The following is a 25,970-nucleotide window of genomic DNA, read 5'->3' on the forward strand; positions in this document are numbered from 1 at the left end:
GATAGTTTATGAAACTAAAACGCCGTCAATTTTTATTCTTTGGTAGTCTGGGCACTATTGGTGTAGGTCTTCTGGGTCTGTTAAGCCGTCAAGCTGGAAAAAGTACTTATACAGCTGCTGTGGCAAATACAGTCGTAGCTGCTAACCCAGTCAAAAAAGATTGGATAATGCGTTTTGTCTCTGTTGCAGATACAGGGACGGGAGATAGAGGTCAGTATGCTGTGGCTAAGGCAATGACTACCTATTATAACCAAAACCCATATGATTTAGTTCTGCTAGCAGGAGATAACATATATACCAACGGTGAAATAGAAAAAATTAATGAAGTTTTTGAGCGTCCCTATGCATCTTTGCTCAAGCAAGGTGTGAAGTTTCAAGCTGTTTTGGGAAATCACGATATTCGCAGTGATAATGGCTATCCCCAAATGAAATATGTTAACTTTAATATGTTAGGGCGCTTCTACACATTTCGTCGCGATCGCATACAATTTTTTGCCTTAGACACTAACTCCAATGCTGATTGGGAAAATCAGCTAATATGGTTAGAGAAAGAATTAAGCCGCTCTAATGCGCCTTGGAAAATTGTATACGGTCACCATCCGGTTTATGCATCGGGTGTTTATGGCAGCGATTCAAACTTTATTAAAATCTTTACCCCACTGTTTCAAAAATACGGCGTTCAACTTTATATCAACGGTCACGAACATCATTACGAGCGCACTCGTCCTATAAATGGAACAACTTATTTAATCTGTGGTGGTGGTGCGGGAACGCGACCCGTAGGACGTTCGGAATGGACGGAACATTCTGCCCAGAAGTTGAGTTTTGCTGCCTACGAAGTTTATACAGATAGAATAGAAATAAGTGGTATCGGCACCGATAACCGCATTTTTGATAAAGGTATTATTCCACTTAAATCAATTTAATTCTTATGAAAGTCAAGCATCTAAAAATGACCTCTTTCCGTGGAATCCACGATCTAACGTTGGATTTCTGTGAAACGGGTTCAACTGTACTTATCGGTGTCAATGGTGTTGGAAAATCCAGTATCCTTGATTGTCTCGCTATTCTCTTGTCTCAATTCACAGGAAGGATTCAAGATTCTCTAGAATTTATTCGTTCTCTCAGCGAAGAAGACATCACCAATGGCAGCGAACAAACACAGATTGAAGTCACAATTTCCCTAGAAGAAGGGCAGGATTTAACATGGTCTTTGAGTGAAATCAAAACACAAGACCAATCTCCTGAAAGTTCAGCAGCAAGGCGATTGGAAGAAATCAAAGCTTTATTGGATAAAAGAGAACAACCCTCAGGACGACGTCCGGGACAGAAAAGCCTAAAACTTGCGCTGGAATCGCTATTAGAAGAGTTTAATCAAATAGAAGGAGACGAGACAAGCGAAGACTCTTTAAAAGATTTAGAAAAAGCAGCTAACGAAATCAGAAATCAGTTGGCAACAAACGACAATACCAACATACCTTTGGCAATTTATTACCCGGTCAATCGTGCTGTTCTTGATATGCCCTTGGAGATTGCTGAGGAATTTACCTTTCAGCAAAAAAATGCTTACGACCAAGCCCTAACTGGTGGAAGAATTGACTTCAAAGGCTTCTTTGAATGGTTCAGAAATCGAGAAGACTTGGAAAATGAATTGCGACGGGATAATCCCAACCACCGAGACAAACAGTTAGAAGCAGTTAGAAGTGCAGTTTCCTCAATGCAACCAGATTTTTCTGACTTGCGCGTTGAGCGATTGCCTCAAAGAATGACTGTCAAAAAACAAGGACGGGAATTCATCGTCAATCAATTATCTGATGGCGAAAAATGCTTACTAGCATTAGTAGGAGATTTAGGAAGGCGTTTGGCAATTGCCAACCCAAGTTTAGAAAATCCCCTACACGGAAACGGTGTTGTTTTAATAGATGAAATTGAACTCCACCTACACCCAAAATGGCAACGGGAAATTATTCCTGCTTTAAACAGAACATTCCCCAATTGTCAATTTATTGTCACTACCCACTCGCCACAAGTTATCAGCCATGTTCAAGCTGATAACATCTTTGTTTTAGAAGCAAGACCTGATGGTATCGTTGCCCAACAACCCGAAAGTTCTTTTGGCAGGGATAGCAACACTATTCTAGAAGACATTATGGGTGTATCTGAAAGACCCCAACAAATTAAAGACAGTCTGGTGCATCTTTTTAGATTAATCGACCAAGGGAATCTCGACAGTGCCAAACAGTTACGCCAAAACTTGGCAGACGAAATTGGAGAAGACGATCCGGAGTTTGTACGAGCAGATGTACTTATCCGACGCAAGGAAGTTCTAAACAGATGAAACACATTCAAAAAAGCAGAGAACCAGATAGCTTAACGAAATGGAAACAGAAGCTTGGGAGTAGAATACCTGACTGGAAATCTTTCTCTAAAGGTGTGAAAGATGATGTGTATTACTCCCTTCTTCAAGAGCAAGGTTATATTTGTTGCTACTGTGGAAGACCGATTTCTAGAAAGGAATGCCATATAGAACATTTTAGACCCAAAAGCGTCTACAAACATCTCACCTTTGAGTACACAAATCTCATAGCTTCGTGCCAAGGGGAAGATGAAGATAGACCCCGCGTACCAGTCCATTGCGGACACAAAAAACAAGCCTGGTTTGACGAGGAACTGATGATTTCTCCCTTAGATCCAAATTGTACTGATTATTTTAAGTACTCTGGATTTGGAGAAATTCTCCCAACAGATAACCCAGGTAAGCAAGCAGCTGCAAAAACAACCATTCAAAAACTGGCACTTGATATTAATAAGTTAAGGAAGTTGAGGCGTGCAGCTATTGATGCAGTATTGTTAGCTACCGATGGTTTAACGGGTGCAGAAATACAGTTACTTGCTCAAGCCTATGAAAAACGAGATTCAAACGGACGATACACGCCTTTTTCTGCGGCGATCGCTTATACACTCAAGCAGTATTTTTAACGTTTGATTCAGTAGAAATGTTGTAGTACGGGCGTCCCCGCCCGTCCTGTACAAATGGGGGGCTGCAATACACCTTGGAGGGCTCTCAACCGTATGCCTGTCGGCAAGCTACGCTAACGCCCCTACATCGTCACAATGTAATTGTAGGGTGGGCACTGCCCACCGCTTACTATCCCCTGCAATACACCTTGGAGGGCTCTCAACCGTATGCCTGTCGGCAAGCTACGCTAACGCCCCTACATTGTGTCGATCTGCCCAGAGGGCAGGAGCGAAGCTATCGCGCTGTATGTGATTCAAGTGAGAAGCGCTATATCCCTTGCAAAAGCACTGGAGGCAAAGTTTGGCAATACTCAAGTCAGGGCAGAAAAAGTTTGAGTAGCTTCTAGCGATCTGTCTCCGAGTACTTCAGGTTTCGTCGGCTGTTCTGTTAAAGTATCAGCCAGATGTTGTGCCAGCCCAACCATTGTCATAGTAGGATTCCATGATGCACCGGTAGGCCAGAGAGAAGCACCCGTAATATACACGTTTTCCACTCCCTTAGGTCGATAATCTAGCCCTACAACAGCATCATCATCATCCCCAATCCACATTGTGGAACCTTCATGAACCAGTCCCGGTACTCTAATTTGTTCTAGGGGCGGACGACTTGGTGACCAATTCCCCGAACCGTCAGACTCAGAATGCCAGTATTCCACTCGACTCTCTCCCTTTGGCGAGAAAACTCTCTCCAGGGCTTGAAACGCGGCTTCATCCATTGTGTTCCAAACAGAAAAATCGTTCGCATTTTCAATGACTTGCAGCATCACGTTAGTGGTGGGGTCGCCGTCATCGGTTTTACGAAACCAATTGTTCTTATTTCGATAGTCCAGTTCGCCTAAAACCGCACAAACAAACAGTACATAATCTTTCGACGTACACATTTGCTCGGGCGTGGCGGTGGCGACAACATCTGGCATATGACGAGCTGCCGTCTCGGCATTTTCCTCCGGGTTTTTATCAGAAAGCACTGTGAGCTGGATGTGATACTGCCCCTGAGTTGTTTTGTCTACACCCGCCATGTAAATTGCACCCAGTTCAAGCTCGGCAATCTCTGTATGAAAGTCATAATCCTCACGAGGAACACGAGCCACAATCGCACTGATAAAGTGGGCTGTGAATCGCTCTCCTGCATTCTTAACCTGTGGAAACGAATTTAGGATAAGAGTTGTTGGAGGAAGGGTGCCCATTGCCAATATAACTTTGCTGTCACCTATGTTAACCACACCTTGGGTTGTTTCCAAAGCAGTGGCTTTCCCACCTTGTTGCAAAATTTTACTGACAGTACAATTCGTCATGATTTTTAAAGGAGCCCCCTCCCCTTTTTTAGCCCGCTTTCTTTGTTTGTCGATAAGCACTAGAAGTGGACCTGGCGTTGAAAACTTATCAAAGTCCACTCCATGAAGCCGTGGTGAGCCCACTGCAAGCGGCGCGGGAATAGCTCGTGTAGCTGAATCTATTTTGCCCAACTGTTCTTGCAAGCGCTGTGTTAATTTCTCCTGTAAGATTCCGAAGATGGGACGTTTTTCAGATGGCGGTGCAGTCCTGTCTTTATCTATTTCACTAGCGGAAACTACGTTGAGTAATTTCTCCGCGTGCTCGAAATAGTTGTTTGCCACATTAATGACTTGTTCTGGCCAACCCTGCATCTCCTCACGAGTTGGTCTCGGACACCAAGCACTCCACAGAGTTGACCGACCACCAAAGAAGGGAACCATCCCATGTTGCCATTTAATGAAGCAACCACTGATGGTCTTGGAAGAAAGAGTCCAGGGAAAAGTTTCTGACAGACCACCAAGGGTTTGCTGGTAAGGAAGTGGAAGGTTTTGGAAATGTTCTGGAAGAAAGAAAGGTCCGCGCTCAAGAATGAGTATACGAGCGTTAGGGTTTTTGTCTAAAATCCTATCAACAAAACCGAGGGCACAAAATCCGGTACCAATAACAATATAGTCAAACCGCTCTTCCTCACGCACGTGTTTCCATTCGCTGCGAGAGATAAAGAAAACATGATTCATCACCTCATGCCCGGTTGGGTTTTGGGGACCAGGCGTAGGGTATCCGTAATTAAAATTAGGTGCCGATGATGCAGTTTTCATGACCTACCTCCGCAAGTTATTATGAACGAATGAAAATAAATTAAAAGATTGATGTTGAAGCCTATCAACACAAAAAAACATAGTTCAAACTCACATAGTTACAGTAGATTTGCACGTCCTTCAGTGATACACTAAGGAGTGCTTGCATACTAACTGCCGCAAAATATTCAGATCGTATTATCAACTTATACTTACATAGTTACGCAAGCCACGCTCAGTATTTAGCATTTTTATTACAAATCTAAATTTGTAATACTTTTATCAAAATATGTATTTTTTTATTAATTTTTTATTAATTTTTCTTATGTTGAATAATTTATTAAATGACACTCTGGAGTACATTTTTCCAAGTGTGCGGATCGCACTGCTGACAAACAGAGCACTCGCCCAACGCTTCGCGATCGCAAAGTTAATCCTATCAAAGTTATCCTTCACACTTCACCCTTCATCCTTCATCCTTTACTTAATGACCCCATTCCAAAGTAATCTCTAGATTGGCATTACTTGCTCCCTTTACCACTAATGCGGTCAGTTTGCCAGATTCAACAGCAATATCTACGCCAAATTTTACCCTAGCCCTATCTGGCTTAACCTTGTGCAGTGATTCTACAATTTCCTTAGTTAGGGATTCAATAGTGGTTGTAACTTCCTCAAAAGGTCTCGATTGAAAGTTGATTTTGCGATCGCCTATCTGTGTAGCTTCAACTCGAACACTTGTACCATCAGAAAGTTCTACCGTAATAATTTTGGTTTGGAGTTCCATTTTGGCTGAAGTGGATTATTGTGCTGTTATAGCATTAGCAACGTGAATCTGGCTATCGTGAAGTTTCTAGAAGGGAGCCCTAGAGAAAATAAAGTAGTAGCAAATTTCTCTACTGTGTCCTCGTGTCTCCTTATCCTCCTCCAACGTTCATGGCTGCTAAAAAAGCCTTTTGACTTACATCTTTGTACACCGTATCTAGATACTTCATAACCACATCAGCAGCCGTCAAACTTGCTGTTGTTTCCTCTTCTTTTGCTAGAGGGATTGGTCCTAACGCATCTAAAACTGTTTCGCTGCTTGATGGCGCAATCACAACTAAGGAAGATTCAAGCGGCTCATTGTATTGCCAAAAAGAATTCAGTTTGGCAGAGACTTGTTCTGTATAAACAGATTCTTGAACCTCAGATATTCTTGGAGATTCAGCAGCCTCAGTCCCTACATTATTATTGCTAGCATTTCTTAACTGACGTAAATCGCTAATAATCTCCTCTTTAGTACGTCCTCTTAACTGGAAAAGAACAAACGGATCTTCACTAAAGCGATCGCCTAACTGATAGTAAATAGCAGCAACGTGTTTGCAAGGATTTGCCTTATCAGGACAAGAGCATTTACTGTGGACATCAGATAAGGTGAAAGGAAACAGAGAAAGACCATTAGCCGTAAAAACATCTTCTATATTTTGTGGCATTTCTCCTGCCAAAAGCTTTGCTGGAAAAATAGCCTTTTGAGACATAGTCTCAATCACATAACCCCACTGTTCGTGACTAAACGGGTCAAGGGAAAGAGAAACTTTATAGGGTTCTGGTTCACTACCTTGTACCCGTTCAGAACCTCTTGGTGTTCCGTTTTGCCAATGCGATTTTTGAACCACTGTGGAATCGTCGGTTTGTTGACCACGTTCAGATTACTGTTGCAGAAACAGTAGGGGTAGAAGATCGGGCTGGCTACTATGAAAGTTCCGGTGCATTGCGGGATATGTTGCAAAATCACCTCATGCAACTCTTCTGCTTAACAGCGATCGAACCACCTAACGCTTTGGATGCAGATAGCCTTCGTACAGAGAAGGTAAAAGTTCTCCAGGCGACTCGTTTAGCTGATGTTCAAAACTTGCACCGTTCCGCAGTGCGCGGTCAGTACAGCGCTGGATGGATGAAGGGTAAACAAGTGCCAGGGTATCATGAAGAACCAGGGGTTAATCCTGAGTCTACAACACCTACTTACGTAGCTGTCAAGTTCATGGTTGATAACTGGCGCTGGCAAGGAGTTCCATTCTACCTGCGGACTGGTAAGCGGATGCCGAAAAAAGTCAGTGAGATTTCAATTCACTTCCGTGAAGTTCCCTCCCGGATGTTTCCATCTGCCGCCCAACAAATGGGCAGCAACATCTTAGCAATGCGGATTCAGCCCAACGAAGGCATTTCACTGCGTTTTGAGGTCAAAATGCCTGGGGCAGAATTCCGTACCCGTTCCGTTGATATGGATTTTACTTACGGTTCCTTCGGTATCGAAGCCACTTCTGATGCTTACGATCGCTTGCTGCTCGATTGTATGATGGGTGACCAATCATTATTTACACGGGCAGATGAAGTGGAAGCTGCTTGGCAGGTAGTAACACCAATACTTTCCGTATGGGATGCACCCGCAGATCCAGCAACAGTTCCCCGGTATGAAGCTGGTACTTGGGAACCAGCCGAAGCGGAACTGTTGATCAACCAAGATGGTCGTCGCTGGCGCAGACTTTAGAAAACAGTCATTAGTCATTTGTCCTTAGTCAATAGTAATTAGGTACTAAGAACAAATGACAAAGGACAAACGACAAAGGACAAACAACACAACTCAAAATCACTATGACTTCCCAAGCTCCTACAATCTTTTCACTCCAAGCCCCCAAAGATGTTTCGCTAACAGAAATTGAAGCGGAACTCAATCAAATTTGGCAAAGTTATGGTATAGCCGGTGAGGAAGGCACGCTTCCCGCAGCTACAAGGGCAACCACATTTACTTTGGTAGTGTACGAACCAGAAGAAACTCAGCTGTTATTAGCTACACTGGGCTATTACCAAGGTCCTATCGACGGTATTTTTGGACCTCAGATGCAATCAGCATTGAGGGAAGTGCAAAAACAGCACGGGCTGGCAGAGACTGGAACATCTACAGATGAAACCGTCGCCGTATTGCGGCAAGAACTTGCCAAACGCCATAGCAATGGTGCAGCTGGTGATGGTAGTGGTAACAAAGCTTCCTCTGGTCTGAATTCCTCCAGTCCCACCATTGCAGATGAAATAGCGATCCGCAACCCTTGCCGTATTATTAACTTGTCTCCGGTAGCAGGTGAAGACGTGGGGGTCAAAGCTCAAGTTTCTGCCTATTGCCCTATCCAAAAGCAGTCTTCAAGTACTCTTGTCTGCTGTGAGTACATCACTCTCACTGGAACTGCTGCTGCGCTAGAACGAATAGGCGGGATGATTCCAGCATTGTTAATTGGTGGTTTGCCCAAGTTTCTTTGGTGGAAGGGAACACCAGACCTGAACAATAGCTTATTTAAGCGACTGTCGGCTGTATGTAACAACGTTATTGTAGATTCCTGTTACTTTAACGAAACAGAGAATGATTTGCTCAACTTGCAAGAGTTGGTAGAAAATGGTGTACCTCTGGCTGACCTTAACTGGCGTCGTCTCTCAGGTTGGCAGGAGTTAACAGCAGAAGCCTACGATCCTCCCCAACGTCGTGCTGCTTTGCCAGAAGTCGATAGAGTTAATATTGATTACGAAAAAGGCAGCTCCGTACAAGCGCTGATGTTTTTAGGATGGTTGGCAAGCAGGTTGCAATGGCGTCCTGTTTCTTATCAAAAAGAAACTGGCGATTACGACATCTTGAAAGTTAGCTTTTTAACATCAGAGCAAAGGCAAGTACAAGCTGAATTAGCAGGAGTTCCAGTTGCCGATACAGGTGATATTCCAGGCGATCTCATTGCCTTGCGTTTAAGTTCTACTAATGCCCAAGCTAATTGCGGTACACTCATCTGTTCTGAAACTGGTGGCTGTATGCGGTTAGAAACACAGGGTGGTGCCCAAAGTCAAGGTTTGTTCCAACACGTGACTTCTCTTTCCGAGCAAAAGGCAGAGGTTTTATTGAGTCAGCAAGTACAACGCTGGGGTCGTGAGGCACTTTTTGAAGAAAGCCTTGCTGTAACCGCTCAAATACTGAAGTTGGCTAATGGCTAATAGTTAATAGTGAATCCAGCCCTGTAGAAAGGTAACATTCGTAGGGCACTGGTGAATCCGTAGGGCTAATGGTATAAAAAGCAATAAGCCATTAGCAATTAGCGATTAGCGATGTCTTTAATTATTGCAGGAGAACGAAGTGGGGTGGGCAAGACAACTGTCGTGCTCACCTTTTTAGCGTCTTTGTGTCGGCGTGGTTTTCAGGTGCAATCTTTTAAAGTAGGTCCAGACTATATTGACCCCATGTTTCATCAGTACGTAACTGGTCGTCCTTGTCGTAATTTAGATACAGTATTGACTTCTGAAAGTTATGTAGAGGAATGCTTTTTATATCATTCTCAACTCTGTGAATATGCAGTAGTTGAAGGTGTCATGGGATTATTTGATGGAATTTCATCCTCAGTTATTGGAAAAGAGTCCTTTGTCAAAGAAAAAGAACAAATGACTGACTTTGCTAGCACTGCCCACATAGCACGGCTGCTGAATTTACCTGTTGTGTTAGTCATTGATTGCAGCCGATTATCTGGTTCTGTCGCAGCAATAGCCCACGGTTATCGTTCCTTTGATAGCAGAATTCAAATTGCCGGATTGGTACTCAATCGTGTAGGAAGCGATCGCCACCTCGACCTTCTCAAAAATGCCCTCGAACCTTTACAATTACCAATTTTTGGAGTCCTGCGGCGTGAAGATAATATCGCAATTCCAGATCGTCATTTAGGTTTAGTACCCACAGCAGAACTTCCTCAAATGGATGCTTTAATCGATCGCCTCGCTCACTTAGGGGATTCTTGTTTTGACTGGGAAAACTTATTACCGCTGTTAAAAACTCAGAAATTAAAGCAACAAAATAGCAACTATAAATATACTTGTATACACACAGATACAATAAAAAAATATCAGCATTCCTTTGAGTTTATCAGCTATTCAAAATCTAAAATCCGAATAGCAATTGCTCGCGATCGCGCCTTCAATTTCTACTATCAAGACAATTTTGATTTGCTAGAAAAATTAGGTGCAGAACTGATTTTTTGGAGCCCTCTAGAAGATTCCAAACTACCAGAAGGAGTCAGCGGAATGTATTTTGGAGGAGGCTTTCCAGAAGTTTTTGCACAACAATTAGCAGAAAATACCAGCGCCCGTGAAACAGTAAAAACAGCCATTCTTTCTGGAATGCCCACAATAGCAGAGTGTGGGGGATTAATGTACTTGTGCGAGCAAATTGTTGATTTTGAAGGGAAACCTTGGTCAATGGTAGGGATATTACCCACAACAGCAGTGATGGGCAAGCATCTTACTTTGGGGTATCGTCGAGCAGTTGCTTTAAAAGATAGTTTTTTAGTCACCTCAAGTACAAATGTTCGCGGTCATGAGTTTCATCGTTCCCGTTTAACCTCAGCTCCCCATGAACCACTATTTCAAACTTACCGCTACGACTCTCAAGATTCCACAGGATACGAAGGATGGAGTCTACCTTCTCTATACGCCTCGTATATTCATTTGCATTGGGGAGAGCATCTAGAGATTCCGCAGCGTTTTTTAAAGTCTTGCCATCTTTTAGCTTAAGCTAAAAACTTATAAGACATGGGGAGGCAGCATGACACAGAACGGACCGCAAAACAGACTTGAGCGATTGGAAAAGATGCTGGCAACCCACGCTGAAATGCTAAATCAGTTAGCTCCACTGATGACACAGGTTGCACAAATAGCTACCAGCACTGTTGAAACGGTTGCGAAGCATGATGAAATGCTGACCCGTCTTGAAAGACAAACCCTTGAAAACGCTGCAACTCTTGGCAAGCTAGAGCAACGTGTCGAGCGCTTAGCTGAACTCATGACGGTTACCGTTGAAACTATGCAGCTCGTAGCCGAAAATAGCAAACAAATCCGCAGCATCTGTGAGTATCTTAAGGAAGAGCAAAGCGGTAACGAGAAGGGAAAAGAATGACTTAAGTTTACGACAGCAGCAACATCTTGAATTAAGTTTTATAATCAGAAGAACTAAACGCTATCGAGACTCGGACTATGATGTCATCAAATCTCAAACAAGCGTTACCTTCTACTGAAGAGCTACCCTGTTCAGACGATATACCTGTGGATAATGAAGAGCAAAACTTTTTGCCTAACGTTTTACTGTTTTTACTAAACTCGATTTGGGCAAATCGCATGGATTGGTTCTTTGGTGTAGACATGGGAGTTTATCATACTACGGGGGTCAATCCTAGAGTGCCTGTGGTGCCAGATGGCTTTTTGAGTTTAGGAGTAGAACGTAGAAAAGATGGAAAATTCCGTAGAAGTTACGCTGTTTGGGAAGAGAACCAAGTCGTACCGATTTTGACATTAGAGATAGTTTCCCATAGCCCTGGTGGTGAATACGACGAAAAGCTAGATATCTACGCTAAACTTGGCGTGCTTTACTACGTAATTTACAACCCTGAGTATTGGAAACGCGACCAACATCAACCTTTTGAAGTGTATAAGTTGGTCAATGGTAATTATCAATTGCAAATTGGAGAACCTTACTGGATGCCAGAAGTTGGTTTAGGTATTGGAAGATACCAAGCCATCATTGGTGGCATTCCACACGAGTTACTGTCTTGGTACGATGCCAGGGGTAATCGCTATTTGACATCAGAAGAACAAGCAGAACAGGAACGACAACGAGCAGAACAGGAACGACAACGAGCAGAACAGGAACGACAACGAGCAGAACAGGAACGACAACGAGCAGAACAATTAGAGCAGTATTTGCGATCGCTTGGTATCGACCCGAATAATTTACCCAGTGATTTGTGAGCTAATCGCTCTCACAATGTTCAAAGGGTTGCGCTTTTCAGAATTAAGAGCTTCTATTAGTTAGACTAATTTTTCTCCACAATTGTGTTAATTTTCTCATTTAATTCTCGAATGCGGCGTGATAGTACACCAATAATATTCACGGCAATTTCGGGAGTTTCTTCTATTGCTTCATAAAGTTGCTCTTGTGTCAATTCCAAACAATCACAAGGCTCTAGGGTTGTAGCAGAAGCAGAACGTGGTTGAGCATCAAAAACTGCCATTTCTCCAAAAGATTCTCCTTTAGGAAAAACGGCTAATTGTTGATTACCTATGTGAACTTTTACTCGACCTGAAACAACAATATAAAGTGAACGTCCTTGTTCACCTTGCCTAAAAATTGTGTAATTTGTTGGGAAAGATAATTCGTCCATTACCGATGCTAAACGAACAATAAAATCATCTCTTAATTCCTTAAAAATAGGAACGCGGCGAACAAATAATAAACGATCGATACTAGTTAGCATGGGAGTTAGCGGTTAGTAGTTAGTGGTTGCAATAAACTTTTTAATTTGAGCAGCAACAAGAGGGTGGGGATCGTTTTTTAACTGAGGTATAAGTTCCAGAAGAACGCGGTGTGAAGCCATAGATAAGTATGCAATTGCTGCTTCTCGGACATAGCCTGTAGGATGGCGCAAACTCTCTAACACTTGTTCGCTTGTGAGCCTTATACGAGCAACCCGAGCAATATGCAAACAGCACGCCAAGCACCAATCGGAAAGGGAATCCTTAAGGAGCATTAAACTGCGGGTACGATCGCCCAATTCCATCGGTTGATATTCGACTATTCCTTTTTCGATAAGTTTGTGCAGTTTCTCTTTTGGCGTTCTCTTATCTAAAATGTAAAGTAATACAGATTTATTTTGTAATTTTAGAGTATGCTCTAAAATCTCTAAGCCCCGAGCCCAGTTCTTTGTGGATTCAGACCGAAGATTAAATGCTGCCGCTTTAATTTTTTCAGAGGAATAAAGTAATTCTAATAGTAATAGTAACCGCTCGTTAATATCGGTCTCTAATTCAATAATTGAGCGTTGGAGTAAATCACAAATAATCTTCAATTCTTCATTACATTGAAATTTTTTCATCTCCAATTGAATTTCAAAATCTATATAAGCAGCATAGATATGACCCAGGAATCGTAATTCTTTCTCAATTAATTTTTTCACCTTACTTTCAAGCGACTTATCTAATAAACTGACAATTCCCTCTTTTTGGTTTCTTTTTAGTAAGGTGCGAAGGATATGGTGCCTAGTTATTCCCTTGGAAGTTTCCAAATACTGCCATAAAGCATCCATTGCTTCCAAAGTATGGATTTGACCAATAGTACGCCAAGCGTACATCCGCACGATTTCTGGTTTGTAAATATTGGTAGCTAAGCTCACGAGGTTTGGTAGGGCTTCATTCTCTAATCGCACAAGAGCTTGCATTGCCGTATTTCTGGTTGACTTGTAATGCAGCCCACCAATTAATGCAGAGTAATACTCTTCCAAATGAGTTCCTGCGATCGTTTCCAAAACTGCACAACGCACTCGTAAGGATTCATCCTGTAACAAATTTGGAATGTAAATCCGTAGTTCTTGTAAATAAACTGCTTCTGAAAGTGCTTTGACTGCATTGACTCGCACGCGTTCATTTTTATGAGTCAGCATCCGCCGTAGGATATGTACTGCGGCAATTTTTTGCATTGGCGTACCATGACGCAACAGCAGTACAGCAGCAGTTGCTTGAATCACAAAATTTTGTTGGTTTTTCAAATACTCTTCTAGTTGAGCAAGATTTGGATTTGTTTCTGACATCCATACATAACGTAGCGCTAGGGCAAAAACTTCGGGAGTGACTATTTCTTGGGGTGCATCTAATAAAGCGCGAACTTCTGGCAAGTAAGCCGGATTTGCAGCCCCTGCAAGCATCACTTCTAAACTGTGGATTTGTAGTGAAGGAGGTAATTTGGCAAGGAGGGGCGCTAATATATCCCCTGCCCCAACCGAATCCATTTGAAATAGAAGTTCAATACAAGAGTGTTTATCTGCCTCCGTACCTTGTTCTCCCAAAGCTTTGATGACTGCCTGCTTGAATGCACGCAAATCTACATCTGCACCACTTAGTTGACCCCTCCCCGCACTTAAAACTAACAAGTTAACATAGCGCGATCTCATAACTAAAAGGACGCCCACGCAAACCAAAGCAACGATGACAGTTTCTATCAGCAAAATAGAGTTTTGTTTGCTTAAAGGCATGAGCCATGCCGAAAGCCAGAAGGAGGCTAAAATGACCGCTCCTCCCATTCCTGATGCAAAGGCTTCTGCGATTCCTCCCGATAATGCCTGTACGTAGCTGCGAATTTTGTCTGGAATGGGTTGGAATAACAATGGTCCGCTGCTGGTAACCAAGGTATAGCGCAGAAGCTCATCTGAAAATTTCAGAATGACTAAACCCCATAAAAATTTTTGTGATTCGCTCCCTGGCATGAAATTCAGCAGAGCGATCGCGATTGGCATGAGAATGCCTACACTTAACGGTAGAGTAGCAGCGCTAAAAAAGACCCCAAAACGCTCGAGAACTCTGCTGGAAATAAATAATTGCATGACCAGTTCGCATATTCCAGTAATACCACCCAAGACACCCAGGAAACTGGCGATTTCTTTACCCTTAAAGTTGGATTCTAACTGAGTGAGATACTGAAAATCTACTAACACCCCAATAATATGCAGCAGGGCAAAAAACCCAAACAGTAGTAAAGCATATTGCTTGAGTGGGCCTGAAAGCCGACGCCCTTGAGAGTGACGAACCTCTGGAATTTCTCTTACTGGAGCATCGGGAAAAACTTGTTGATAGTTTCTACTCAAATGCCAGAGAATAAGCGCCCCTAGTGCAATAAATACACCAGCAAAGGGCACGATCACGTTATCTAATCCTACAAAAATTAATAAAAAAGGCAAACTAAAGCCACTAATGACATCAGCTACTAAAATGCCACTACTAACAAGTGGGTACGCACGTTTAATCTCCCTAATATTAAATAGTTGATTGGCTGCTATTGAGGTGTTGAGCTCGTTAACCACATAGAATGCGTCTACCCAAAGCCTTAGCAAAAATATAGTGATGACTCCCAAATATGAAATTTGCATTCCCCAGTTGAACACAACCAGTGGCACAAACATACAAGGTGCGATCGCTACTATGACCTGGCGCAATGGGAAAATTTGTTGCAGCCAAGAGTACAAATACACTAATAGGGTTCCATTGACTGCACTGGCAATATAAATCCAAGGCAGGTAGTGTGCTCCATATTTATCTAAAAATAAAGCTACTGTACTATCTTCAGACCAGCGCAATCCTACTGAAGTAGCTGTATAAAAAGCAAACATAAGCCAGGTGCGATCGCTCTCTTCTGGTCGGAGATTCACCCAGTGTAGAAGTCTTGATAAAACGTTTTTATTTGGAGTCAGCCATTGATTTTTCAGTTCCATGCATTTTACTTGTTGGAGTAGCCATTTGTTCTTGGTTTTTTGTACCCAATAGGTTCAGATAGGATAATTTATCTACCAATAACCACCTTTGTATAGACCGTAAATTTACGGGCTATACGTTTTTTCCATTCAAACAAACAATCTTTAACCGAACCGTATTGCCTTTGTACCTGACAATTGACCAATGACCAAGGACAAGTGACCAAGGACAAATGACAGTCAACATAGCAAAAAAAGTCCTGAGCAACTGAGTATAGTTTTCCCACTCAGGGCTCAGGACTATCAGCAGATTTTGAATTTGTATATTAGATAAATAAAAAAATAAGCGGTCAGCTATCAGTTATCAACTTTTCGCTGACCTCTGAAATCCCAAACTTGCGACTGGCAGAAACAAACAGCCAATCGGAGTTCTTAGTAATAGCTGACCGCTCTAATATTTAAAATCGACTGGGTTATTTCTTAGGGGATATGAGCATCATCATATTTCGCCCTTCTTTCTTGGGCGCTTGCTGTACTTCACCCACTGAGTCAAGATCCGTTGCCATTCGCTTGAGCAACTCTTCTGCCATATCACTATGTTGGATTTCTCGACCTCGGAACATTACGGTTGCTTTGACTTTATCACCATCTTTCAGAAAACGCTCTGCTTGCTTGACGCGCACGTTATAGTCATGTTCTTCGATTTTGTAACGCATCTTAACTTCTTTGACGTCCGCTGTGTGCTGCTTTTTCCGAGCCTCCCGCGCCTTCTTCTCTTGCTCAAACTTGTATTTCCCGTAGTCCATGATTCGACAAACAGGAGGGTCAGCCTTATCGCTCAGCAGCACGAGGTCAAGTTCTTTCTCCTCCGCTAGTTGTAGTGCTTCCTGTGGGGTTAAAATTCCCAACTGGGCACCATCAGTGTCAATAACCCGAATCTTCGGGATTGTCATTTGTTATTGCTCGTTATCCTTATCTATCTCATTCCCTCTTCCTCTACTTTTTCTCTGCGTTTTTTAACAAGAACTCGTTCACCAAAACATAGATTCTGTCAACTCTGAACCGCCAGCTTCTCGTCCCAGTAACCAGTGAATGACTGCAAATAAAATAAATATGGGTACAGAGGAAAAGTGAACGATCCTGAGGGCTTCCCAACTGCCAAATATATCTACAATCCAATAAAACTGAGCGGGTTTATACATTCCTATGCCCGTGAATAATGCTAAAAGCAAAATAGGAATAATAGCTGTATAAACAAGACGATGAAAAGCATAGATTAAACGTTTGGAGTTTTTACTTTTTTGCAATGCCTTGAGGTCATTAACTCCAACAAAACGATGTTGCCAGCGCCGTGTTAGTAAAAAGTAGATTCCATACCACAACAGATTTAGCGAGAAGATCCACATGGCCGCAAAATGCCAATGTCTACCCCCTGCAAGCCAACCTCCTAGTGTAAATAAAGGGGGAATATGCCAACCAGCCCGTCCGCCAAACACGGGATTGGCATTGTAAATTTGCAGCCCACTGGTAAGCATGATCAACAGGCTGACGATATTAACCCAGTGAAAAATCTTTGCTCCTATTGCTTGAGTTGGTAGCTTTCGAGGTTTGGGGGGAATGGTAGAATTCATACCAATTAGCTGAGGTTTAGCTGTAAAAGTCCAGAGGAGACGCTACGCGAACAGTCTTTTTGTACTGTTGTTTTCTATGTTACAAAAAAAAGGAGCAGGTTTAAACCCCACTCCGAATTTGCTCTCTTGCTACCAAGCTTGAATAATTAAAAGTATAAATTCAATAACTCAGTCTAAAAATTCGCGTGTTGTATAATGTCGGCATAACTTGTGGTTTTAGTAATTAATTCGATCGCAAACTCTGTCCCTTTCCCTAATTGCGAGTGACACCTCAGTTTCCCTTGATGTTTCTCGACAATAATTTTGTGGCTAATTGATAGCCCCAGACCCTTCGCTGTTTCCTCTGTTTTAGTGGTAAAAAAGGGTTCAAAAATGTGCTTTTTAATATGGGGAAGAATACCGTTGCCATTATCGGAGATGCGAATGAGAATTTTGCGTTGTTTAGATGGCGGGCTATCATGACTACCAACTAATGACAAATGGCTTTTAACAACTTCTGTGCGAATCCAAATCTTGGGAATTATGGAATCATCATGCTCCATCCTTTCTTCCAAGGCATCAATGGCATTATTTAATATATTCATGAATACCTGGTTAATCTCGCTAGGATAACAATTGACGAGTGGTAATTCCCCAAATTCTTTAATGACTTGAATCCTAGGTCTGTCAGACTGTCCCTTAAGACGATGTTGTAAAATCTTGAGAACGCTATCAAGCCCTGTGTGTATGTCAGCCTTTGACATTTGACCATCTTCACACCGGGAAAAATTCCACAAGGCAAAGACAAGTTCTTTAACGCGGTCGCAACTCGCCCGTATTGACCACAGCAATTTTAAAAAGTCTATCTTCACAAAATCAAAATTGAAGCTTTGAAGCTGTGAAGTGATTTTTGCTGTGGGGTTTGGATAGTTCTTTTGATATAGTTCTAGCAGCTGGATTAATTCCTCAGCATAGTGACTGGCGGGGTGGAGGGAGGCGTTGATAAAGTTAATGGGATTATGAATTTCACCAGCCACATCTGCCAGAAGATGACCGAGATTAGCCATTTTCTCATTCTGCAATAACTGTTCTTGGTAATTTCTGATTTCGTCTTGGATTTCTTCTAACTGCTGTGTTTTTTTCTGTTCTTGAGCTTCGACAAAAAGCCTTGTGGCAATTTCTCTTTGGACTTGTTCAAAAAGTTGGCATTGCTGGATGGCGATCGCAATTTCAATACTAACTTGTTTGAGGGGTTCAATTTCCCAGTCCTGCCACTGACGGTTACTGCAACAGTCATAGACCATGAGCACTCCCCATAGTTGATATGGGTTGGGGCTTTGGTTTGTCTGACAACAGCAGCCAAGGACTTCTTTTTCTTGGTCTATCACCTGCCTGTAGAGATATGGAATTGAGGATATTTTATTCTCATGCTCTTCTAATTTGAGAGAGATGGGAAAAACAAGACTGGCTTTGGTTTCAAGTTGGGTGGCTGAATCATGTTGGTGTTGTTCCTTAACTGACTCAACACTCATCATATCGTTGCTATCGGAGTGAAAGCGATAAATCACTATTCGGTCAGTTTCTAAAAACTGCCGCACTTCCTTTGCTACTGTTTCAAGTATCAGCTGTAGTGGAGAACCAGAATGGATGCTCTTGCGGATGTTATTAAGCAACCGTTCTCGCTTTGTCATCTGCTGCAAAACTTGTTCTTGCCGTTTTTGCCCGGTAATGTCTTGGTGAATTCCCACCATCTGCACTGGCTTACCGGATTTATCCCAATGAAATACGCAGCCTCGGTCTAAAATCCATTTCCACTCACCGGATTTAGCTAACATTCTAAATTCGGCTTCATAGACTGGTTTACGACCTTCCAAGTAGTCGTTTAAGACTGCCATCACCCTGGGTAAGTCCTCTGGGTGTACAAGTCGCTCAAAAGATTGATGGTTATTGTCTATTTCTTCTACTTCATACCCCAAAATTTGCTTCCACTGCGGATCGTAATAGGTTGTGTCAGTCACCAAATTCCAATCCCACAAACCCAAGCCAGAGACTGCTAATGCTGTTTGCAAACTGAAAAGTGAGCGTTGGCAGAGTTCTATGAAAGCTTGGCTTGTTTGCTGTTGCTCCTGCTTAGCAAACGCTTGGGCGCTTTGTGATGAGAGTAGAGCTTCCCTGTGATGGGTAGCTAGTCCTTCTATATACATAGCTGGTGATCCAATAAGGAAGATAGCCTATAGCTTAATAGCTGCCTTAGCACCCTGAAGTTACATACATGAAAGGTGCTGAAATGAAAAGTACTAAAGTATGACTAAATTGTTAACTTCCCTGTAACTGACTGCGAGATACGTTAATCCCTACTAACAATTTCGGGTTAATTGAGAAAAAGGTAAACAGAATAATGTAACCTGTCTTTTGGGCAAAAATACCCCTTTCAAGTAAAAATTGACTACATTTTGTCCTGTTGTTATCGCAAAATGGCAAGAATCAATGTATATAAAGTTACAAAAAACAGAGGTTAAGATTTTGTATAGGATAGTTTAAAAAAGCTACAATCAAGTCTGGATAATTGGTTCACATTTTTACAGAATTGTCAATATTTTTTTGTAGCTTTTTCACAAAAAACTGGCTCTATTCCATACAACGGAGGCTACATTGGAACCAATCCTTACCAATTAAACTTTTACAGGAAAAATTTTTGGGGAAATCTCACGTACACAAGTCGGGTCGAATGACTAATGACTATAGATGAAGTGGTATTATTACTAAAGGCAAACGTTCCGAACTCCTTAACTCCACTCCAAGAGATAGTGTTACGCTCTTCTTGGGAAGGAAAAACTTATACCAGTATAGCAGTTGAGGCACATTACGGAGAAGAAAGGGTTAGAAAAGTAGCTTCTCATTTGTGGCAAGTACTAAGTGACTTTTGGAAAGAACCTATCAATAAATCCAACTTTCGTCAGGTTCTGGAACCTCGCCGTCTAAGCAGGGCACAGCAACAGACGCTCCGCGAACTTAACCGTAAAGGTGAAGTAGCATCCCTAGAATTTCCTAATGGTCTGGTATCACTTAACTCTAGGTTCTACATTAAGCGTCCACCCATTGAAGAACTGGCTTACACAGAAATAGCAGAACCAGGAAGTGTTACTTGCATCAAAGCTCCCAAAAAAATGGGAAAAAGTTCCTTAATTTTACGGATTCTTGCTCATGCAGTAAACCTTGGTTATAGCACTGTTAATTTAGATTTTCAACAGGCGGATAGGGCAGTTTTGACAAATTTAGATAAATTTTTACGTTGGTTCTGCGCTAATGTCAGCCGGGAGTTGGGATTAGAACCAAGACTCAACGATTATTGGGATGAGGACATGGGCAGTAAAGTCTGTTGTTCTCTCTATTTTCAGTACTATTTGTTGCCTGCCCTGAAAAGCCCTGTTGTTTTGGTATTGAACGAAGTGGATTGGGTGTTTGAGTACCCGGAAATTGCCGAAGACTTTCTCCCTTTACTGCGTTCTTGGTACGAACAAGCCAAACTGGTGGAGATATGGCAAAAACTTCGTCTGGTTCTGGCTTACTCAAGGGAAATTTTTTTTCCCTTCAAGATGACTCACTCACCATTTAATATTGGTTTACCGATAGAATTACCGGAATTTACAAAAGAACAGGTTCAGGATTTGGCACAACGCCACGGCTTGGATTGGACTCATGGTTCTGAGGCTGAGAGATTGATGGCAATGGTGGGGGGACATCCATATCTAGTCAGGCTGGCTTTGTATCACCTTGTGGGTAAGGGTGGGGTAGAACGCAATTTAGGACAGCTATTGCAACAAGCACCTACGGAAGCAGGAATTTATAACGAGTATTTAAGGCAATGTTTATTGATTCTCCGGGAGGAACCCCAATTAGGAGACGCTTTCCGTGAAGTTGTTTGTTCTACAAATCCCTTGAAATTAGAGCCAGTAGTCGCATATAAATTACATTCTATGGGTTTGGTAAGCATACAAGGCGAGCGCTGTACCCCATCATGTGAGTTGTATCGCTTGTATTTTAGGAATCGGCTCAACGTAGAAGGCGATCGCGATCCCCGCATGCAACAATTAGAAAAAGAGAACGAGCAGTTACGCGTCCTCTCTGGATTAGATGAACTTACTCAGCTAGTAAGTCGCCGTGCCTTTAACACGCATCTCCAGATAGAGTGGCAAAAAGCTGTTAGCAAACGCACACCCCTATCAATCATTTTGTGTGACATTGACTACTTTAAAATTTATAACAAAACCTACGGAAATACCTTGGGGGATGAGTGTTTGCGGCAAATTGCTCAAGTTATCCACAACTGCGTGAAACATTCCTTAAGTCAAAATAGCATTGTCAGTGCTAACGCTGTGACAAATAGTATTTCAGATGCTTCCCAAAGTAAAAATTCACATGATGGGAATTCGGTATTAGTGGCTCGTTATGGGGGCGAGGAATTTGTGATTCTTATACCAACAGATGCTGCTCGTGCTTTAGAGATTGCAGAAAACATTCGAGCACAAGTGAAAGCATTAGAAATTCCTTGCGATTATCCTAATATCGGCGGTCTTCCTGCTAATGTTTTAACTGTAAGTTTGGGTGTTGCAAGCATTATTCCAGAAGCTGATACTGAGCCTCTTACATTATTAATGACTGCGGAAAAAGCACTCACTCAAGCAAAAAGAAGAGGACGCGATCGGGTTGTTTTTAATTAAGTAGGTGGAAGAGTGTTCGTAGGTTGGGTTGAGGAACGAAACCCAACACAACATTGCCCTCTGCCTTTTCTTCGCCTCATTTGGAACGAAACCCAACGAAGTATTTCACACACTTGCTACTTTTATGCCACCAAATTTAAACGATTTAGAAACTGGAAATTCCCTCTTTTGTTGAACTTGTATTGAGAGATTGTGAAAGTTAATGACAGATTCTAGTAAATGACCTGACATGGAATCAAAACCCATGACAGACAAATTATATCCTTGTACTTTCCAAGCAGGAATCTTAAAATCTTTACCAATATCCTTTTTTTCTTTAATATCATAGTAAGCAGAAAGCCCACTCACACCACTAGATATCAATAAACTATAGCTATAGTTATTCATGCTATTAAAGATAGACAATCGAACATCAACAGGTAAAATTATTCCTTCACTAGTAGTAATATTTACGGTTTCCAGAATACTGTGAAACCGACTTTTATCGTAAAGTTCTTGTAAAGTCAGGGGAATTTTTAAGCTTCCGTAAAATTGATTACCTAAAACATCCAGTCCGTATCCTGTCACTGACCTGAAAAGTTTATGGTAAAAGCTTTTGATGAAGTGGCTTGAGGGTTTTCTTTTTTTAAGGATACATTAAGTTCCGTCAATGCTCTCAGTTTTTGAATCAGTTTCATCATTCTTTTCCTTATAAAATTCTAGATTTTAGAATAAATTTGAAAGTCAGGATTGTAGTATAAAAATATTATATTTTTCCTTTCATTTGTACTGACGTAATTGTGCCATAAATTTTATAAATTCAATATAAAGCGTAAGTAATTGAATTTAAAAACCATAACAAGTTTTATTCGATATAGAAAAAATACTTAAGTAAATTTACGGTGATGCCTGACAAATTTAAAAATTCTACTTGTCCCTTCACAGAAAGGTTTTATATCAACAAAGTTTTTTAAATTATTAGGTCGGGCTTTACGTCAACATAAACTCCAGTTTTTAGTTCCGGAACTTTAGGGTATAGCCCTCGAGTAGCGAAGGTGCGCCATAGGCCTAGCTACAAAAATCTACAAAAATCAGTAATTTTAGAGTAGAAAAGGAGTAGTGTGGGCTTGAGCAGGGGTACCCAAGCCACAAGAAATAAATTGTTGGTGAAATGAGAGTTAAAAGTTTTACAGCTGACTATTGCTCTTTTGCTAGTTGGGCTTTAGCTTGTTGCCATAAGGTTTCTAACTCTTCCAACGTGTAATCAGAAAGAGGACGACTCGCAACAGACTCCATTTTTTCCATACGCTGGATGAATCGTTTATTCGTACCCTGTAAAGCTTCACTTGGATCAAGATTGTACCAACGAGCAAGCTGAACAACGGAAAATAGTAAATCCCCTAATTCAGCTTGTTGTCTTTCTGGTGTTTCGTGGGCTACAGCTTCTTTGAATTCCTCTAACTCCTCATGAAACTTGTCCCAAACCCCATTAATGTTTTCCCACTCAAATCCTATTGCAGCCGCTTTTTGGGAAATTTTCATGGTTGCCATTAATGGGGGAAGCTTACGGGTATAGCCTGTGAGTTTATGACTGAGTTTTTGACTGTCTGGGTATGGTTTTCCTTTTTCCTCTGCTTTGATTTTTTCCCAGTTTTGCCTTACCTCATCAATGCTCTTACCCTGTATATCGCCAAAGACATGAGGGTGGCGACGAATAAGTTTTTGTGAAATGCCTTCAGCTACTTCCTTTAAGGAAAATTGTCCGTACTCGTTAGCAATTTGGGCTTGCAAGACGACTTGTAAAAGTAGGTCGCCCAATTCTTCCGCGATCGCACTCTTATCTCCACTGTTGATGGCGTCTACCACTTCATATGCTTCTTCTATGACATATGGTGTCAATGTTTGGGGGGTTTGCTCTAAGTCCCAAGGACAACCGCCATCTGGCGAGCGCAATTTTGCCACCACATCAATCAATTCTTGCATCGCCGCTAATGTTTCAGCATTTTTCATAGGTTAAGAGTTAGTGGTTAGTAGTTAGTGATTATCAGTTTCTTTTCCTTGTCTCTTCTGACTTCCCCTGCTTAAGGGCTTCACCTTTGCCCCTTTGGCTCGATGATTACTGCGACTTTTCACTTTACTTTTCTTTATTTTCCCATGTGGTAGTAATCCGCGAACTCCCTGCTTTTGAAAACGCTTATATGCTGAACCACTCCAATCACTCAGAGAATGGCTCATTGCACCCAGTTCCAGCCCTAAAAATAACGCCAGAAGTTCTGTGCTGTATTGGAGAAACGCTTTTACAGCAGTTTGACCCAAAGTTTGCCAACCTAACTCTACTCTCCATAACTTTTCAGCAATAAAAAAAATGACAATTGCCAAAAGACCTACTAAGGTGCTGAGGTAGATGACTCGGAGTGTTGTACCAATGATGGGACCGTGAGATAAGAAAGACCGATGACGCAAGCTTTTTTGATAAGGTAACCAAATAAAGCGGAAAAAGCCCCAGCGTTGGTAGTGCCGTGAGTAAATATCTAAGTCTGGACCGAACATCAGCCCTCCAAACAGAAACCCACTAGCAACCAGTAGAGTGAGGTTGCCATTCTGGGTTTGCCAGAAAGCAACCCCAGTCACAAACGGCAAAGCCCATAGAGTAATGCGATCGTGAGTCCGACCAGAGGGCATAAAAATGAGGATTGCGAAAGCAAAAAAAATTTTCTCAAAAATACTATCGCGTTTTCAAAATCTATGTGCTAACATTAATTCTTGTGAGTGAAAAACGCATCGGGCGGTTAGCTCAGTTGGTAGAGCGCCTGCCTTACAAGCAGGATGTCACAGGTTCGAGTCCTGTACTGCCCATCTAAATGATTATAGTTCCGTAGGTTCCCAGATTACAACCAAATCTTGGGAAATCTAATCTTGAGAGGTGTTTATTGTCTCGGAAAGCATGGAATCATTTTTCCAAAAGCAGCTTTTCCGAGGTGACGAGCGTGATGTTAGAACTCTTTCAACGTATCCCTACAGAAAGAATCTCACAACCAGCAATTGAGTTTGCACAGAAAATATTGGAAATTAATAAACGTAGGCTGTTAAAGCTGCGGAACAAACCATGAAAACACTATTTTTAGCTTGGCAAGATCCAAATAGCCGCGCTTGGTTCCCTATCGGTCGGTTAACATTTGATGGGGAGAAGTATCAATTTGTTTATACTGGTGGTGCATTAGAAGCTCAGTCTAAATCTGGGTTTCAACCAATGTTTTCATTCCCAAATTTTTACAAGGTGTATACATCTGTAGAAGTGTTCCCCTTGTTTTCTAATCGATTAATGCGGCGTTCTCGTCCAGAATACAAGGATTTTGTTCAGTGGTTAAATATTCCTCAAAACTCAGACGATCCAATTGCTATTCTTTCTCGCAGCGGAGGGCAAAAGGTAACGGATCATTATGAAGTTTTTCCCTATCCTGAACCTGATGAGAATGGCTTATATCATATTCACTTCTTTGTACACGGACTGCGGCACCTCCCACCTTACTCAATTGAACGCATCAGTAGCTTAAAACCTAGAGATGTGTTGTGGTTGGCTCATGAAGCTCAAAATTCCTATGATTCCAATGCATTAACTCTACACACAGAGGATCATTACATCTTGGGCTATTGCCCCCGTTACATTGCAAGCGATGCTTTGAAATTGCTGCGACACAATCCAAAACTTATACACGTGCAGGTTGAGCGCGTTAATCCTGCTCCAACACCGCTTCAGTTTCGTTTGTTATGTAACTTGACTGCTGAATGGCATGATGATTTTCGCCCATTTTCTAGTTTTAATTATCAGCCGATTGTAACTGACAACCTAGAAACTGACACTGCTACTACTAATCATCAGTAAAATTGCGATTTCAAAGATGAAAGCCCGTCGTCTCCCAATTGTTCTATCCTTTTATCAATAGTGGTATTTGAACAGTGAAGGTTGCACCAAGACCTTCTCCTGGGCTTTCGGCACGCACTGTACCCCCGTGTAATTCTACCACTTTACGAACAATTGCCAGCCCCAAGCCTAGACCACCAAATTGCCGAGTTGCAGAACTATCACTCTGACGAAAATAATCAAACACATAGGGTAAAAAATCTGGGGAAATTCCTCTACCTGTATCCCTCACCTGAATTTGAGCTTGAGAATTAACTATGAATACAGTTGATGAAAGCTTCATAGGTTCCTGCAAAGTTAGCTGAAACCTGACCAAACAGCAGTGGCATGGGTAAATGTTGGGTTTCGTTCCTCAACCC

19 protein-coding genes, 1 tRNA gene and 3 pseudogenes are annotated in these 25,970 nt (G+C 41.9%); 11 read left to right on the forward strand and 12 right to left on the reverse strand.

Annotated elements, in window-relative coordinates:
- Positions 1-8 precede the first annotated feature (8 nt).
- The 3 genes from ACYRY3_RS13545 to ACYRY3_RS13555 are packed head-to-tail and all read left to right on the forward strand — an operon-like array spanning position 9 to position 2,979.
- Positions 9-926 carry a metallophosphoesterase family protein gene (locus ACYRY3_RS13545; RefSeq protein ID WP_460202173.1) on the forward strand — a complete coding sequence of 306 codons (918 nt, stop codon included), beginning with the start codon at positions 9-11 and terminating at the stop codon, positions 924-926.
- Positions 927-931: 5 nt separating this feature from the next.
- Complete coding sequence (locus ACYRY3_RS13550) at positions 932-2,338, forward strand: AAA family ATPase (protein WP_460202174.1); 1,407 nt, start codon at positions 932-934, stop codon at positions 2,336-2,338.
- On the forward strand, positions 2,335-2,979 hold the full coding sequence (locus tag ACYRY3_RS13555) for a retron system putative HNH endonuclease (RefSeq protein WP_460202175.1): 645 nt from the start codon (positions 2,335-2,337) through the stop codon (positions 2,977-2,979). The genes ACYRY3_RS13550 and ACYRY3_RS13555 overlap by 4 nt, the downstream gene beginning before the upstream one ends.
- 350 nt (positions 2,980-3,329) lie before the next feature.
- On the opposite strand, the gene ACYRY3_RS13560 is transcribed toward ACYRY3_RS13555, so the two are convergent.
- The 3 genes and pseudogenes from ACYRY3_RS13560 to ACYRY3_RS13570 all read right to left on the reverse strand — a co-directional run.
- On the reverse strand, positions 3,330-5,111 hold the full coding sequence (locus ACYRY3_RS13560) for a GMC oxidoreductase (RefSeq protein ID WP_460202176.1): 1,782 nt from the start codon (positions 5,109-5,111) through the stop codon (positions 3,330-3,332).
- 463 nt (positions 5,112-5,574) lie between these two features.
- Entirely contained in the window at positions 5,575-5,874 is a 300-nt protein-coding gene (locus ACYRY3_RS13565; RefSeq protein ID WP_460202177.1) for a CU044_2847 family protein, read from the reverse strand.
- Positions 5,875-6,004: 130 nt separating this feature from the next.
- A pseudogene (locus tag ACYRY3_RS13570) lies at positions 6,005-6,697 on the reverse strand (SWIM zinc finger family protein); the annotation flags it as partial.
- On the opposite strand from ACYRY3_RS13570, the pseudogene zwf reads away from it, so the two are divergent.
- From zwf to ACYRY3_RS13595, 5 genes and pseudogenes are all read left to right on the forward strand, one after another.
- A pseudogene (zwf, locus tag ACYRY3_RS13575) lies at positions 6,667-7,617 on the forward strand (glucose-6-phosphate dehydrogenase); the annotation flags it as partial. The pseudogenes ACYRY3_RS13570 and zwf sit on opposite strands and share 31 nt — an antisense overlap.
- A gap of 104 nt (positions 7,618-7,721) precedes the next feature.
- Positions 7,722-9,098, forward strand: coding sequence for a glucose-6-phosphate dehydrogenase assembly protein OpcA (gene opcA, locus ACYRY3_RS13580; RefSeq protein ID WP_460202178.1), 1,377 nt, complete (start codon positions 7,722-7,724; stop codon positions 9,096-9,098).
- A 111-nt stretch (positions 9,099-9,209) separates the two neighbouring features.
- Positions 9,210-10,661 (forward strand): cobyrinate a,c-diamide synthase, encoded by a 1,452-nt coding sequence (locus ACYRY3_RS13585; protein WP_460202179.1) that lies wholly within the window; start codon positions 9,210-9,212, stop codon positions 10,659-10,661.
- A gap of 31 nt (positions 10,662-10,692) precedes the next feature.
- Positions 10,693-11,043, forward strand: coding sequence for a hypothetical protein (locus tag ACYRY3_RS13590; RefSeq protein WP_460202180.1), 351 nt, complete (start codon positions 10,693-10,695; stop codon positions 11,041-11,043).
- Positions 11,044-11,120: 77 nt separating this feature from the next.
- On the forward strand, positions 11,121-11,891 hold the full coding sequence (locus tag ACYRY3_RS13595; protein ID WP_460202181.1) for a Uma2 family endonuclease: 771 nt from the start codon (positions 11,121-11,123) through the stop codon (positions 11,889-11,891).
- Positions 11,892-11,956: 65 nt separating this feature from the next.
- On the opposite strand, the gene ACYRY3_RS13600 is transcribed toward ACYRY3_RS13595, so the two are convergent.
- The 5 genes from ACYRY3_RS13600 to ACYRY3_RS13620 form a co-directional block, all read right to left on the reverse strand.
- On the reverse strand, positions 11,957-12,397 hold the full coding sequence (locus tag ACYRY3_RS13600) for a Crp/Fnr family transcriptional regulator (RefSeq protein WP_460202182.1): 441 nt from the start codon (positions 12,395-12,397) through the stop codon (positions 11,957-11,959).
- A 12-nt stretch (positions 12,398-12,409) separates the two neighbouring features.
- Positions 12,410-15,400 (reverse strand): MFS transporter, encoded by a 2,991-nt coding sequence (locus ACYRY3_RS13605; RefSeq protein ID WP_460202183.1) that lies wholly within the window; start codon positions 15,398-15,400, stop codon positions 12,410-12,412.
- A gap of 452 nt (positions 15,401-15,852) precedes the next feature.
- Positions 15,853-16,332 carry a translation initiation factor IF-3 gene (infC, locus tag ACYRY3_RS13610; protein ID WP_460202184.1) on the reverse strand — a complete coding sequence of 160 codons (480 nt, stop codon included), beginning with the start codon at positions 16,330-16,332 and terminating at the stop codon, positions 15,853-15,855.
- Between the two features lie 78 nt (positions 16,333-16,410).
- Positions 16,411-17,010, reverse strand: a complete 600-nt coding sequence (locus ACYRY3_RS13615) for a cytochrome b/b6 domain-containing protein (RefSeq protein WP_460202185.1) — start codon at positions 17,008-17,010, stop codon at positions 16,411-16,413.
- A 173-nt stretch (positions 17,011-17,183) separates the two neighbouring features.
- A complete protein-coding gene (locus ACYRY3_RS13620; RefSeq protein WP_460202186.1) occupies positions 17,184-19,193 on the reverse strand; it encodes a PAS domain-containing protein in 2,010 nt (669 codons plus the stop codon).
- 531 nt (positions 19,194-19,724) lie between these two features.
- Between ACYRY3_RS13620 and ACYRY3_RS13625 the strand changes: the two genes are divergently transcribed.
- Complete coding sequence (locus ACYRY3_RS13625; RefSeq protein WP_460202187.1) at positions 19,725-21,710, forward strand: AAA-like domain-containing protein; 1,986 nt, start codon at positions 19,725-19,727, stop codon at positions 21,708-21,710.
- 105 nt (positions 21,711-21,815) lie between these two features.
- Here ACYRY3_RS13625 and ACYRY3_RS13630 read toward each other — a convergent pair whose 3' ends face one another.
- From ACYRY3_RS13630 to ACYRY3_RS13640, 3 genes are all read right to left on the reverse strand, one after another.
- The gene (locus ACYRY3_RS13630; RefSeq protein ID WP_460202188.1) at positions 21,816-22,277 is read right to left on the reverse strand and encodes a hypothetical protein; all 462 of its coding nucleotides are present in this window, start codon (positions 22,275-22,277) and stop codon (positions 21,816-21,818) included.
- A 609-nt stretch (positions 22,278-22,886) separates the two neighbouring features.
- Entirely contained in the window at positions 22,887-23,699 is an 813-nt protein-coding gene (gene mazG, locus ACYRY3_RS13635; protein ID WP_460202189.1) for a nucleoside triphosphate pyrophosphohydrolase, read from the reverse strand.
- Between the two features lie 24 nt (positions 23,700-23,723).
- A complete protein-coding gene (locus ACYRY3_RS13640) occupies positions 23,724-24,371 on the reverse strand; it encodes a metal-binding protein (protein WP_460202190.1) in 648 nt (215 codons plus the stop codon).
- A gap of 101 nt (positions 24,372-24,472) precedes the next feature.
- Here ACYRY3_RS13640 and ACYRY3_RS13645 point away from each other — a divergent pair.
- Together ACYRY3_RS13645 and ACYRY3_RS13650 are read left to right on the forward strand one after the other, a co-directional pair.
- Positions 24,473-24,545, forward strand: a tRNA-Val gene (locus tag ACYRY3_RS13645).
- Between the two features lie 250 nt (positions 24,546-24,795).
- Entirely contained in the window at positions 24,796-25,572 is a 777-nt protein-coding gene (locus tag ACYRY3_RS13650; protein ID WP_460202191.1) for an HIRAN domain-containing protein, read from the forward strand.
- Between the two features lie 55 nt (positions 25,573-25,627).
- Here the strand turns inward: ACYRY3_RS13650 and ACYRY3_RS13655 are convergent.
- A pseudogene (locus ACYRY3_RS13655) lies at positions 25,628-25,867 on the reverse strand (ATP-binding protein); the annotation flags it as partial.
- Between the last annotated feature and the right edge of the window lie 103 nt (positions 25,868-25,970).

It is taken from the genome of Scytonema sp. NUACC21 (assembly GCF_054684315.1).